Source organism: Acinetobacter sp. CIP-A165, from assembly GCF_000367985.1.
GTDB lineage: Bacteria > Pseudomonadota > Gammaproteobacteria > Pseudomonadales > Moraxellaceae > Acinetobacter.
This window is the reverse complement of the sequence record NZ_KB849201.1, coordinates 223,919-238,238: the sequence shown is the minus strand read 5'-3', so window position 1 is coordinate 238,238 and position 14,320 is coordinate 223,919. Positions and strand designations below refer to the sequence as shown.

The 14,320-nt window shown below is 38.1% G+C and carries 12 protein-coding genes; 2 read left to right on the top strand and 10 right to left on the bottom strand.

Going from position 1 to position 14,320, the window contains the following annotated elements; all coding sequences use genetic code 11:
• Positions 1-187: 187 nt before the first annotated feature.
• From F991_RS17035 to F991_RS03800, 7 genes are all read right to left on the bottom strand, one after another.
• Positions 188-1,332 (bottom strand): IS3 family transposase gene (locus F991_RS17035; protein WP_155757138.1). Its coding sequence is split into 2 segments (ribosomal slippage): positions 188-1,068 and positions 1,068-1,332, totalling 1,146 coding nucleotides; the frame shifts between segments, so codons are not numbered across the junction.
• Between the two features lie 37 nt (positions 1,333-1,369).
• Positions 1,370-2,323, bottom strand: a complete 954-nt coding sequence (locus F991_RS03825; RefSeq protein WP_004669058.1) for a hypothetical protein — start codon at positions 2,321-2,323, stop codon at positions 1,370-1,372.
• Positions 2,320-3,501, bottom strand: a complete 1,182-nt coding sequence (locus F991_RS03820; protein ID WP_004669057.1) for a YagK/YfjJ domain-containing protein — start codon at positions 3,499-3,501, stop codon at positions 2,320-2,322. Before F991_RS03820 ends, F991_RS03825 begins: the two co-directional genes overlap by 4 nt.
• Positions 3,502-3,908: 407 nt before the next feature.
• Positions 3,909-5,038 (bottom strand): IS3-like element ISAcsp5 family transposase gene (locus F991_RS17030; protein WP_119026777.1). Its coding sequence is split into 2 segments (ribosomal slippage): positions 3,909-4,786 and positions 4,786-5,038, totalling 1,131 coding nucleotides; the frame shifts between segments, so codons are not numbered across the junction.
• Between the two features lie 140 nt (positions 5,039-5,178).
• A complete protein-coding gene (locus F991_RS17025) occupies positions 5,179-5,412 on the bottom strand; it encodes a helix-turn-helix transcriptional regulator (RefSeq protein WP_004669055.1) in 234 nt (77 codons plus the stop codon).
• Positions 5,413-5,544: 132 nt separating this feature from the next.
• Positions 5,545-7,029, bottom strand: coding sequence for a hypothetical protein (locus F991_RS03805; protein ID WP_004669054.1), 1,485 nt, complete (start codon positions 7,027-7,029; stop codon positions 5,545-5,547).
• Between the two features lie 44 nt (positions 7,030-7,073).
• Positions 7,074-8,519, bottom strand: a complete 1,446-nt coding sequence (locus F991_RS03800) for a tyrosine-type recombinase/integrase (RefSeq protein ID WP_004669053.1) — start codon at positions 8,517-8,519, stop codon at positions 7,074-7,076.
• Positions 8,520-8,852: 333 nt separating this feature from the next.
• Between F991_RS03800 and F991_RS03795 the strand changes: the two genes are divergently transcribed.
• Both F991_RS03795 and F991_RS03790 read left to right on the top strand, forming a co-directional pair.
• Entirely contained in the window at positions 8,853-10,064 is a 1,212-nt protein-coding gene (locus F991_RS03795; RefSeq protein ID WP_004669052.1) for a tyrosine-type recombinase/integrase, read from the top strand.
• A gap of 416 nt (positions 10,065-10,480) precedes the next feature.
• A complete protein-coding gene (locus tag F991_RS03790) occupies positions 10,481-11,449 on the top strand; it encodes an IS30 family transposase (protein WP_265588193.1) in 969 nt (322 codons plus the stop codon).
• A 293-nt stretch (positions 11,450-11,742) separates the two neighbouring features.
• On the opposite strand, the gene tnpC is transcribed toward F991_RS03790, so the two are convergent.
• The 3 genes from tnpC to tnpA form a co-directional block, all read right to left on the bottom strand.
• Positions 11,743-13,389 (bottom strand): IS66 family transposase, encoded by a 1,647-nt coding sequence (tnpC, locus tag F991_RS03785; protein ID WP_034595387.1) that lies wholly within the window; start codon positions 13,387-13,389, stop codon positions 11,743-11,745.
• A gap of 74 nt (positions 13,390-13,463) precedes the next feature.
• Positions 13,464-13,799: an IS66 family insertion sequence element accessory protein TnpB gene (tnpB, locus tag F991_RS03780; RefSeq protein ID WP_004669045.1), complete on the bottom strand. Its 336-nt coding sequence runs from the start codon at positions 13,797-13,799 to the stop codon at positions 13,464-13,466.
• Positions 13,796-14,236 (bottom strand): IS66-like element accessory protein TnpA, encoded by a 441-nt coding sequence (gene tnpA / locus F991_RS03775; protein WP_004669044.1) that lies wholly within the window; start codon positions 14,234-14,236, stop codon positions 13,796-13,798. The genes tnpB and tnpA overlap by 4 nt, the downstream gene beginning before the upstream one ends.
• Positions 14,237-14,320 lie beyond the last annotated feature (84 nt).

Genomic DNA, 14,320 nt, shown 5'->3' with positions numbered 1-14,320 from the left:
GTTGTGTTGGTGTACTTAAACCGAACCCAGTATTCAGGACCAATCAAACTGTATTTTAAAGTGGTAAGTCGCATCCCAATGTAGTTCTGATTTGTATCGTAAAAATTGGATTCTATACCATAAACCAGAGGTGGTCCCACTTGTTTGAACAACTAAAAGCTTATTTATAAGTGATACTCTGCTCTAGTTAAGCTACCTTATTTTGTTGTGGTAGCTGGTCATAGTAAAACTCATCTGGAGTCATTTTGTCCAGACTCGAATGAGGTCGTTTCAAATTATAAAATTCAAAATATGCGTTTAATTGCTTCTTCGCATCCAAAACATTGCTGTAGGCTTTGAGATACACCTCTTCATATTTAACGCTCCGCCATAATCGTTCAACCATCACATTATCAACCCATCGACCTTTACCATCCATACTGATTTGAATGCCATTTGATTTCAATACATCAATAAATGCATCACTGGTAAACTGACTGCCTTGGTCTGTATTAAAGACTTCAGGTCGGCCATATTTTTCAATAGCTTCATTTAATGTTTCTATGCAAAATGTAACCTCCATACTAATCGATACTCTATGCGCAAGTACCTTGCGGCTATGCCAATCAATCACAGCACATAAATAAACAAAGCCTTTTGCCATAGGGATATACGTTATATCCGTAGACCACACTTGATTACTGCGCTGAATAGCCAATCCTTTGAGCAGATATGGATATTTACGGTGAGCTTGATTAGCCTGGCTTAAATTTGGTTTGCAATATAACGCATTAATGCCCATTTTCTTCATTAAAGTACGTGTATGACGTCGTCCTATATGATGTCCTTGACGATTCAATAAATCACGCATCATACGGCTACCTGCAAAAGGGTATTGCATATGTAACTCATCCATACAGCGCATCAGCTTCAGATCTGATTCACTCACAGGTTTTGGGCGATAGTAATAACAACCACGGGAGACTTTCAGCAGCTTAGCTTGCTTAGATACTGAAATCTGAAGTGAGTCATCGATTAACTTTTGTGGTTGAAGCGACCCAGTTTCTTCAACACACCTTCTAAAAAATCAATTTCTAATGCCTGCTCACCGATTTTTGCATGTAGTTTTTTTAGATCGATGGGTGGTTCTGTTGGAGCTTTTGATTGATCGAAAGCTTGCGAGGAAGCTGAAATCAGTTGATTTTTCCAGTCAATAATTTGGTTTTGATGAACATCAAATTCAGCACTCAATTCAGCAAGTGTTTTTTCTGCTTTAATCGCAGCAAGTGCTACCTTAGCTTTAAAGTCATTTGAATGATTTCTTCTTGGTCTACGTGTCATAAAATACTCCATATATTGATGTTTATAACATCATTTGGGGAGCAAAATATCACTTATAAGTGTTGTTCAAATTTCCTGATCCACCTCTAACCAAAGGCTCTACCCCTGAGTTCATGCAGGTAATATCACTCCACCCAATACTGGTTTTACCTTCTCGGAATACAAAAGGTTCAACATCTGTATAGAGCTGAGATTCAGCAAAAGGGGTAAAGTCGGTATCTTCGCGTGCTACAAAAAATATGAGCCGAATACTCCTAAAACCTCGAATAGTCGTTTCCTGTTTCGACAAAATACCTAGAGTGTGATTTTCAGCATTGTTAGCCCAGACTGCTTCGATAATTTTACTCGACGTGGCCCGCAGCATATCCTCAACAGTCACAGGACTAAATGTTCTCTGATCCATTGAAAAATCATCAACATTCATAAACTCAGCAGAAACAAGCAATGAATGAACCTGAAACATTGAATTGTTACATAAGACAGCTTCTTCAAAACGATTATAAGCCTTTCTAGAATTGCCAAATGAAGAATCCCAGTGATTTTTCAAGCTCATAAAATCTCGTGTTTTAGATCTCACTTTTAGATCCTGACAGAACCCATCAACAACTGCTTCAAACTGTTGATACAATCCAAGTGGAAAGTCAATGAGCCTGTGCTTGTACAGTAAATCAACCATCAGCTTTATTTCAGGTCTGATGATCACATCTGAAAATTTACCTGTCAGGAAAGGATTAATCGGAATATCCTGAATAATCTTGAGTAAATTAACCCCCTTGGGCGTTAGATAAACATGAGGCACCAGATAGTCGTAAGTTGGTTGTTTGGAGATAATCTTAAAAGTCTTATTTTCAGTAATCATGAGATACAACTTCAGATAATCATCCAAGCCAACAGGAGGGCGATTATTGGGTATATAGCCAATAAAAGGCTGGATATACGCTTGAGTGATATGGTGAGTACTGAGTAGAGATGCATAGGATTCGTCAGGCTGTAATCTAATCATGCTTCATCTCCCGCAAAGGCATTGAATTCTAGGTGGTTTTTTCTCGGACGACCACGAGTCTGTGGTTTTAAAGGCTGACTAATCTGGAAACGTCGTCCATTTTTCATGTTGCTGAAAATGAATAACTGGCTGGTTTTACAGAGATAATCAAAGCCATCTTCAAGCCACTTTCTTTTCTGCGATTGGTTGTATTCAATCGTGCCTAAAAAACAGTTTTCATAAGTATGCTTCCGCATATTACAGATGTAGGCATAACCTTGATCATTGGTCACTTTTTTCCAAAGCTTTTCAATACCTTGTGCGAGGCTAATGTCTTCCTGATTTTTATTCCCATTGAAAAACCAGAATGTATGCAGATGGAATCCACGTCTTGGCGTATATTCAAAACGAAAAATATAACCGATGGCTTGTTTCAACACAGGATTATGCCGCTTGTTTTCTAATAATTGTTCAACACACTTTTTAAATGCATCAAAATCATTTTTAGATAAACAATCTTCAGCTTTGAAACAGGTTTGCAGTAATGTTTCAGGTTTATGCTTGAGATATAAATCAAGTCGAACAACGACTACACGCGAATACCGTTCAATTAAAGAGTTGAACATTTCGATCATTCGAGACTTATTTTTTTTCAGATTCTTCCGCTCATCGTAAACTTTGCGTCTGATGTTCGGGCGACGAAAAAAGGCACGAATTAATCCAATAAACTTATTTATTGCATTAATGTACGGGAGCAAATTCTCCTTTAGACTGGAAGATAGAGGTGTGCCATTACGTAGAAGATCTAATTCATCCTCTGACATCTGGCTTAGTGCATAATCAAATGCCTGAATATCAAGACCCTTCATAATGTCTGAAAGCGTAGAATAGTTTATAAGTTCTGCAATATCAGAAGGTAAATTACTCATTTGAGCAGGGTGTTTGACGGCAAAGCCATAGCGACCATTCGATAGTATTTTCGTTTCAGTTGTGACTTCAGGGAAGTTACGTTTTTTGAACTGTTTGACCAGTTTAGCTCTCCCTAAAGCAGGAGCTGTGATGTTATCCAGTGAATGTCCGACAAAGATGGTTTTATCGCCATCGTTGACTGGAGTAATTTGCAGTTCGGTTTCAAATTGCTGGAGCCATTGGTCATGTGTTCCCATATGCCGACCAGCATTTACATTTATAATGCGCATATAAATTAAACTCGATTTAAAGTTAAAAGCGCAACTGTGATCAGTATTCTGGGTATAAGCATCCAATGGATACTGTTTAGCGCAGTATCCATGATGGGATGTAAGTTGGTTAAGTTAACTTAGGATGAGTTTTAGTCATATTTACTACACCAGTACGTCTATACACCAACAACCTATATGGTCATATGAGTATTGATATATCTGAATACTTTAAAACTACTGATCATCTATAAATAGATAGAATATTCTTTGATTTATAGATATAGAGTAATAGTAAATATATAAGACCGTAATTCATTGAAAATTAAAATGATAGCCTAACCATACTTATAATTTGTAATGTGGTTCCGTTAATTAGACCACTCAATTCAGTTTTATAAGTGATAAATCCGCTCTAAATATTTAAATTATGCTGCCATTACTTTTAGTAAATGTTGATCATAAAATTCATTTGGTGTTGCCTTATTCAAACTTGAATGAGGACGTATCATGTTATAAAAATCCAAATATTCAGCAATTGATAGTTTCGCTTGTTTAACCGTATCGTAAGCCTTCAAATAGACTTCCTCATGCTTCACGCTGCGCCATAAACGCTCAATCATTACATTATCCATCCATCGTCCTTTCCCATCCATACTGATACGGATATTTCGCAATTTTAACTCATTCAAAAATGCCTCGCTTGTGAATTGACTGCCTTGGTCTGTATTAAACACCTCAGGACAACCATATTTCACAATTGCTTCTTGCAACGCATCTATGCAAAAGTCTGTTTCCATACTGATCGATACTCGATGAGCCAGTACTTTACGACTATGCCAATCTATAATTGCACACAGATAGACAAAGCCTTTAGCCATAGGAATGTACGTGATATCTGTACACCAGACTTGATTAGAGTGATCGATGACCATGTTTTTCAACAGATATGGGAAAATACGGTGTGCAAGATTAGGCTTACTGGTATTGGGTTTTGGATACAAGGCATGTATTCCCATCAAGCGCATTAAACGTCGGACTTTACGCCGACCTATTTGATGTCCTTGACGCTGTAGCATATCTCGTATCATTCGACTGCCCATAAATGGGTAGTCGAGATGAATTTCATCGATTAGACGCATCCAACTCAAATCAGTTGATGAAATCTCTTTGGGCTTGTAATACAACGTACTGCGATTGATTTGAATCAATTGCGATTGTTGTCGTACCGAAAGTTGATGGGTCTTATCGATCATTTTTTGCCGCTCAGCTGCCCTATTTTTCTGAGCGCACCTTCTAAAAAATCAATTTGCAATGCCTGATGTCCTATCTTGGCATGTAGAGCTTTGAGGTCAATCTCTGGTTCTTGTTGTGCTGTTGGTCGTGAAAAAATATTGACTGATTGCTCAAGCAGTTGATTTTTCCAATCGATGATTTGGTTTTGATGTAAATCGAATTGAGTAGAAAGTTCAGCGAGTGTGTGGTCGCCTTTAATTGCTGCGAGAGCAACTTTAACTTTAAACTCTGCTGAATGATTACGACGTTTTCTTCGTGTCATGGTTGACTCCAAAAACAAGCATTTCCCATGCTTATTGGGGAGTAGATTATCACTTATAGGCGTGGTCTAAAATCCTAGAACCACATCATTTGAGAATGCATTGCACAGCTGCATTATGTTTTGAATTTACAAGTACAGCGTTAGCTCTCAGTATTCCCTTGATTGCGTGTTGAAATTTTACTTTCAATCCACTCTTCAACTTCAGAGAGTAACCACCGTGAGGCATTGTTAAGCTTCAACGGGCGGGGAAAATTAGGGTCGTAGCGTTTAGACCGTCGGTTGAGTCGGTCATAAATGGATGACCGAGATAAACCGATCAGTTTAATCAGCTCATGTAGACGCAGCATTTGTACTGTATTTTGGAGAGTAGACATTTAGATTTCCTTCTATAGCGTTGGGTCAATCAGGAAGGTGTTGAACCAATGATTAGAAGGTACATAAATGTAATTGCATTTGGAGCAGGAAGTGCGTGGAGCCAATATATTTCTCAGTGTGAAATGATGAACTTAATCATTTAAAAGGTTTTTCAACGATTGATAGATTTCATGATTCTTTTTGAGCATCCTTTTAGTATCACCAATAAAATTTCTTTTAGGCTGAGTAGTTGGATGCTCCTGAGTCTGAAAACCTTTCTGCTTTTTAGCAGATTTATTCCGAGTGGCTTTTGTTTTAAGTTCAGTTAGGGTATCTGTGTCATGGATAGATGCAGTAGGAGTAAATAAGTACGGGTCATAAACAGGCTCACTGCTTATAGTTCCTGTTGACGAATTTGTCAGATTTCGCACAATGTGCTTTTGCAGTTGCATTTTAAAATTGAGCTGTTGGTGTTTTTTATCCTGTTTGTCTTCTAATATTTGTATTATTTGAGGTGTAAATTTAGTTTTAATCTTAGCAATAATCTTAACCTGTTGTTTTCTGTTTAATATTTTTGTCTGATATTTTTTAATGTAAGTTCGTAAAAGTTTGTCAATATTTCCTTGTTGTTTTATATATATATTTTCTTTTCGATCATACATTTGCATTAAAATCTCACGTACATATGCTGTCGCTTTTTTGTCCAGATACTCCATAAGCTGTTCAAACAGTATTATTTTTTTGGGTTTCAGGAACTGGATCTTTGAATTGTGTTGGCGTATAGCAAACTTATTTTTTAATGGACCAATGAATCGAAATGAAAGAAAAGACAATTCCTTGAGCGTATTCTGATCCTGTCTTGAAAAATTTAACGCATTCCAAAGTAACACATGATCATATTCGTATTTCTTGATAAATTCTTCAACAAAGTCGAGATAAGCTTTTTCTTTGATTTCATCAGGTTCTTGTGAAAGATAGCTGAGTTGAATTTTATCGATCGTGTTTTGAAAGCTTTCAGGTAATAATTCGACTACGTAACAATCACGATGTTTTGAGTATTGCTGGAGTAAGCTTTTATAAATAATTTTTGCTTGCGTATGATTTTTAGTTTCGATGGAGGAACGATAGCTTTTTATGTCTGAAATGATTTCATGATAATGTTTAGGCAAATATTCAAAATCCAGTTTCTCAGCTATATCACCACCTTTTTTACAAAGCACTTTATCTTTACAAATCTCACAAGGAACTTCATCATTATCTTTTGGACAAGAAATAGGTTTTTTGACAGTATCCCTACATAACCTTTTTACTCGATCTTCATCTGATTCTTTAAACATACCTTGATCATGTAATATGTAGATTGCTGTTTTAAGAATTTTGTCATGAATAAGTTTGAAGAAATTTAAAGGTGTAGCAGCTTGAATTTGATAAAAAGATTGGCAAAGTAAACTTTTATCAAATATCGTATACTTGAGTTTGACTAAGTTTAGAGGATCTAGTTTTATTTGATTATGTATCTTTGAGCGGAATTCTAAACTAGAATAAATTTTTTCAAATATATACTGTTCCAAATCATTTACAATTTTGATTTGGTCATCAAAAGAGAGATTTTCAGAACGTTCTTCTACGGTGTCCATTATTTCCTTACACTCAATATTTTGATTGAACATTATTGTAAATTTTAGTCTTTATGCCCTGATCCAAAGTGTACATACTTATGCGTTATTTCAGTACGGAGTTTTGGGTAATTATTAACTATATCATCAATATACACGAATAAAATATTCTGTAAATATACAGGGGGAGTTGTAGTTGAACGGGCAATTTTATTGTGTGATTTTTCAATAAATACTAATAGTAATTTACAACAAAACTCAGCCCAGTCAGCCATTAATCCTTTACGTTTTTCTAGATAAGCCCCACGTAAATAAGCTGCTTCGACTTCATCAGGTAGCTTATGTGCCAGTACGTGCTCACAAACTTCTCTAGGGTAATCTGTTTTGTCTGCTGACCAGTCCCGGAAAGTAGAGCGGAAACCATGTGTCGTGATCACTCTGTTTTGTTTAGGATCAATATAGCCTAATTGATTTTCTTTAAACTTTTGTTCGTGCATCCGTTTAATTAATGTTGTTAAGGACATATCAGAAAGCATTTCACCAGTACGTGGGGCAGGGAAAATGAAATCTTGTGCTTGAGTATGATCTTGGATTGATTCAAGCAAATTAATTGCCTGTTGAGACAATGGTACACGATGTTCCTTTTCTGCTTTCATCCGCTCTTTGGGAATGATCCAAACCTTATTCTTAAAATCAATTTCCTGCCATTTAGCTCCGAAAATTTCACCAGAACGACAAGCAGTTAAAATTGCAAATTCCAGAGCTTTAGGCGAAATCCCTTTTTTCTGTCTTAGGTGCTGAATAAATTCAGAGACTTGTTCATAAGGCAGAGATGGGTGAGGGCGTGATTCCTGTTTCAAGTTACCCAGTATAGGCTCAAGATTACCTTTCCATTCGGCAGGGTTGTCACCCTCAAAATATCCCATAGCCTTAGCATAATCAAAAATAGTTTCTATCCGCCCACGAATACGTTTAGCTGTTTCGTTCTTTTCATTCCAGATAGGTCTAAGAACTTCGGCAATATCGACTTTAGTAATTGTACTAATACTAATATCACCTAGAGTTGGGTAGATATAGGTTTCTAATGTAGATGTCCACTGTCCAATATGCTTTTCATTTTTAAGTTCACGGGTTTTATTTGCTATAACAACTTTTGCACACTCAATGAATGTTTTGTCACGTAGTTTCTGGATATGTAGTTTTGTAAGTTGTTCCTGTTTATGTGCAATTGGATCAACGCCATTTCGAATTTGTATTCTTAATTCTGTTGCTTTAGCACGGGCTTCAGCTAAAGAAACTTCAGGGTAGGGACCAATACCAATATCACGGCGATGGGGTTTTAACTTTCCATTTTTATCCAGACGTTTACCTACTACCGCACGCAAAATCCAGACACGAGAATTGCCTTCTATATTCAAGCAAAGACCATCAACACCCCCTACAGAATGTCGCCCAGTCTTCTTAATTTTTGCTACACTGAGAGCAGATAGCTCTTTAGATTTCTTTGGCATGTTCTAACTTACCCCACAACCTACCCCTCATAAAATACTGGAAATGGTAGGATTAGGCAAGACGGCTTAGGATAATAAAAATAATAAATATTTGAAAAATATATGTTTATAATATTATCTTGGATTGCTTAGGACTACTGTTAGACGGACACCGCTTCCGCCACATTGAAGTTTCTGACACTGTTTAACACTGCATAAGTTGTTGACTTATAAGGTTAAAGTTGGAAGCGAAACGATATGACAAGCTGTGACGCACTACGCTAATCAGTAGTTATAAAGTAGTAAAAAATGCAGTAAGATAATTTCTTACTGCATTTTTTTTGTTTATACGCTATGACTGCACGTGGAATCAATAAACTGACTGCTTTACAAGTTAAAAAGGCAAAAGCAAGTCCTGACAAAATGTATAAGCTTCCTGATGGGGGTAATCTTTACTTGCGTATTGACTCAAGTGGTAGCAAATACTGGATTTTTAATTATACCCGGCCATATATTGGCAAACGCAATGATTTGTCTTTAGGAACGTATCCAGAAGTCACTTTAGAAGAAGCACGAAATATTCGTGATGAATATAAGAAATTGATCAAACAGGGCATTGATCCAGCAACAGTACGTTTAGAGACTAAAAATCAAAAATTGAAAGAAGCTGAACATACGTTTCGTGTAGTTAGTGCAGAATGGCTTAAAAAACGTGAATTAGAAGGTAAACAAGACGAGGAAACACTTCGTCGATTAAATCATGATGCGTATCCTTATATTGGTGATATGAGTTTTCCTCAGCTCACCTTAGATGTACTAGAAGTCAAAGTATTCCAGCGTATTATAGAGCGCGGTGCCTTATCGGTAGCTAAACGATTAAAGTCAGATTTGAACCAAATCTTTAAATCGGCTAGAAAAAAGAAGCTGATCCAATATAACCCAATAGAAGATATTGAATTACCTAATCCACAAGGTGGAAATTTTGCAGCAGTGACAGAAGAGCAGGACTTAGCTCCATTGCTGAATAAAATTTGGAACTATTCATCATTACATGCTAGGTGCTTAATCACTACACAGGTTGCATTAAAACTTTCAGTATTAACTTTTCAAAGACCTGGTGAAATCAGAAAACTTAAAAAGAGTTACTACTATCCTGAAGAGCGATGCTTTAAATTTATAGCTAGTAAAACCAAGCAACAGCACGTAGTTCCATTGTCAGATCAAGCTTATGAATTGGTTGAGTCGATTATTGATCTTTATCCACATAGTGAATACCTATTTGTTGGACGTGATGCAAAGAGTTATCTATCAGACAATACCATCAATACGGCTTTAAAACGCTTAGGGTATGGTGGTAAACAAACAGCACACGGCTTAAGAGCAACAGCAAGGACAATGCTTGATGAGATTCTTGAGCAACGTGTGGATTTTATTGAGCATCAACTGGCGCATAAGGTTAAAGACAATAATGGTACTGCATACAATCGAACAAAGTTCCTGAATAACCGTCGGGAGATGATGCAAGAATGGGCTAACTATTTAGAATCTTTCCTTGAGCTAAATTAGTTAAAGAGGGTATCTACTAATTAAACTTGTTATGCTTTCTTAATGTTCAGTATTAACCTAAAACTACTTGCACAGCTAACAAGGCAATAGTTAATTAAAGAGAAACCCTAATTGAATAAAATAGTGTCTAAATTAATTTCTGACATAGGTTTTTATCTTTTTCTAGCTTGATATTAATATCTTTTACTGAATCTAAAGGAAGAGATTTGCAGTCAACGGCATAATCACCTAAAGGGTATTTGGTATAACATTGTTCTGAAGCTGTTTTATAATCAGCACCTTGGTTTTTTAGGGTATTGATACATGGCAGAGTAAAACTTGAAGTGCGACATAAACCACCTAATTAATTTAAAGGGTTTATGGAGTATATAAAATTGTCATACCATCATCTTAACTTTGAAGATCGTACTGCATTAATGCTTGAGTCAAGAAAAGAAGGCTTTTCAGCCAGAAAATTTGCTGAACTCATTAAAAGACATCCTAGTACGATCTATCGTGAGCTTAAAAGAAATAGCATCAATGACGTTTATCAAGCTCGATATGCTTCTGATAACACCTTCGCTAGACGTAGACGTGGTCACAGAAAACTCAAAATCGATTCAATCCTCTGGAAATTTATTGTTGAAGCGATCCGTTGTTTATGGTCTCCTCAGCAAATAGCAAAACGTTTAAAGACATTTCCTGATTTGGATCAAACAATGAATGTAAGCCATACAACGATTTATTCAACGATACGAGCATTACCAAAGGGTGAGTTGAAAAAAGACTTATTATCCTGTCTGCGTCATGAAAATAAAAAGCGAAAAGCTAACGGTGAACTTAAAAAAGATTCTATATTACAGGATATTAAAACTATTCATGAGCGCCCAGCCGAAGTTCAAGAAAGAAAAATACCGGGTCATTGGGAAGCTGATTTAATTAAAGGTAAAGACAATAAAAGTTCGATAGCAACACTTATTGAACGAAATACACGGCTCTGTATCTTGGCAACATTACCTGATGCAAAGGCAGAATCAGTGCGCAAGGCTTTAACTGAAGCTCTGAAATATTTACCTGCAGAACTGCGTAAAACGTTGACCTATGACCGTGGACGCGAGATGGCAGAACATAAAATACTTGAAGAAGATTTAGGCATAGATGTATATTTCTGTGACCCGCATTCACCCTGGCAAAAAGGCACATGCGAAAATATGAATGGTTTAATTAGGCAATATTTACCTAAAGGGATTGATTTAAATCAGGCAGATCAGCATTATTTAAATCAAGTTGCCATGTCACTGAATACTCGTCCTAGAAAAGCGTTAGATTGGCTTACACCATTAGAGAAATTTGCTCAGCTTGTTGATTATCATAAGACTTTTCAAACTGTCGCACCTCATGTTTGAATTCGCCTTTTTCTTGTTTAATTTCGAGTTGCTTATTTTTTTCTTTTTGGATGCTTGGTAAATAAATAACATATCTATAAAAGAAAGCAGAACCAATCAAAAGCAGAGCAATGGATATTGAAAAAGTGAGAGTTTTTGATTTGAGCATATGTATTATTTACGATGATTTATAAATATATTTATTCTATCTTAAAGATGATGGTTTATTGTACTAATTCAGAAACAAAGTACGATATTAATTTAAGAATTTTAATAAAACAGCGTAAGCATCCGCTGAACCCCATTACTATGTTTTAACGAGGTTCAGGTTTCCAACGGTGTGGTAGCAAATCCTCAATTTCTGTGACTTTATGGGTGGGTAGTCTTTTTAGGACATCACTTAAATAGGCATACGGATCCAGCCCATTCAGTTTTGCCGACTGGATTAAAGTCATGATATTGGCCGCTCGCTGACCACTGCGCAGCGAACCTGCAAATAACCAGTTCTTGCGCCCCAACGCCCAGGGACGCATCTGATTCTCGACCCAATTATTGCAAATCGGTAGATTGCCATCATCCAAATAGCGACTTAAAGCTGGCCAACGCTTCAGAGTGTAATTGATAGCCTTGGCAATTGGAGAACTCGACGGCACCGTCAGATAATGTTGGTTGAGCCATTCATAGAGTTGTTGCATCACCGGTTGACTATGCTGTTGTCGGTATTCGCGGCGGTGTTGCGCTGTACCATCCGTCTTTTTCCTGAGTTCTGCTTCTATGGCATACAGTCTCTGAATCATCAGTAATGCCTGTTCAGCGACCTGACTTTTTTTGGTCACATGCAGTTCATGAAATTTACGACGGGCATGCGCCATGCAGCCCACCTCAATGACTTTACCTGATCTAAAGCGTGCTTTGTAGCCACTGTAATCATCACAGACTAAATGACCTTGCCAATCTTTTAGAAAGGCTTCGGCATGTTCACCAGAGCGACTGTCTTGAAAGTCATAAATCACGGCTTGAACTGGATTATATTGGGTTGTTGCATAAGCCCAGACATAACCTTTCTTCGGTTTTTTATCTTTATCATCCATCCGCATGATGGTGACGGGTGTTTCATCTGCATGAATCACCGCTTGCTGTAGGATCACCTTTCTTAATGCATCGGTTAGGCGTTCTAACTCTACACCACAGCGACCAATCCAGTCAGATAAGGTTGATCTGGACAGATCAACACCTGCGCGTAGAAAGATCTGGCGCTGACGGTACAGCGGTAAATGATCTGCATACTTCGATACCAGTACATGGCTGAGTAATTCAGGACTGGCAATGCCTTTCTCAATCACATAGGCCGGCATTGCTTGTTGGGTCAGTGTGTCACATTGATCACACACCCATTTGCCTCGAATATGCTGTTCCTTATAGAACTGTGCCGGTCTGAAATTCAGTTTTTCACTGATATCTTCACCGATACGACGCAAGGCACAGCCACAGGCACATTCTGTCGATGCAGGTTCATGCTCAATACGGATGGTGTGTAGATGATCTGGTAATGGTCGACGTTTAGGTTTGTTGGCTGTGGCTTTCTGCGCAGCTGCATCGGTTTTAGCTGCATTCAGTCGTTCCAGTTCCAGATCAACCGCTGCGATATCTTCTTCAACCGCTTCGTCCCATAGGTGGATTTGTTTTGCGGTTAGATGTTCGTTTTTACTGCCGAATTTATGCTGTTTAAATAGTGCGAGCTCATGCTCGTATTTTTGCGTGAGAATAGAGAGATGTTGGTTGCATGCTTCAAGATGTTGAACTTTGGCATCTAATTGTTGATTTGATACTTCTAGATGTTGAACCTTGGTATCTAACTGTTGATTTGATTGCGCTAGAGACTGATGCTGAATCGCCAACTGCCGGGTAAATTCCAGCAGTTGTGTATGGGTCAGTTGGCTTAAATCAGGCAGCGTATTCATGACCACAGTATGGCTGAGATCATGAATATGTGTAAATAAAACGTTTGGAGAATAGCAGAATGGATGAGCTTGGTTTAGAGCATTGTTACCACTTGCTGCAGTCCGATTCTCTGCCAAGCTAAACCTTGGATCAGTGCCTGTAACTGTTCCGGGCTGATCGCCACGGTTTCACCCTGGTGAACCTGAGCCCAGTGAAATTTGCCCTGTTCCAGCCGCCGGGCACACAGCCAGATACCCAGTCCATCATGCACCAGCACTTTCATGCGATGGCCACGTTTATTACAGAACAGGTAAGCACAATGCGGTTTGATATAGCCAAAGGCTCTCAGCACCTGAGCCATGGCCGTATCCATACCTGCACGCATATCCATCGGCTGGGTAGAGAGCCAGATTTCATCGATACGGATCATTTGATCAAGCCCTGAATTAAAGGCAGTAATTCCTTTGCCGACTCCACCGGCCAGTCGATCTCGATCATCTGATCCCTTGCGGAACCTTGTTCCTTATGCAATGGAATCCTGATATGAGCGACAGCATTCTTCTCCGGCACAGGTGGTGGAGGTGTTTCTTGTCTGACTGGAGTCGGGTGAAGAATGACGGGAAGAAAGTCGGTCTGTGGACTGGGTGGGCTTTTTAATGCCGGGACCATTGATCTGGACTGGCGAATCCATTTATGTAGCAGATTGGCATTGATCTGATGTTGCATTGCCACCTTGGCCACCGATGTGTCTGGCTGCAGGCAAAGCTCGACCAGGTGCTGTTTAAACTCAGTTGCGAAGATTCTGCGGGTTCTTTCTGTCGTTTGTTCAGTGTCTATAAAAGTGTCTATAAAAGTGTCTAAGGCCATAAACATAATGTCCATTTAATAAATAATGGACACTATCGGGATATTGAGAAAATAAGAAAAGTGGGGTTCAGCGGACGCTTACAA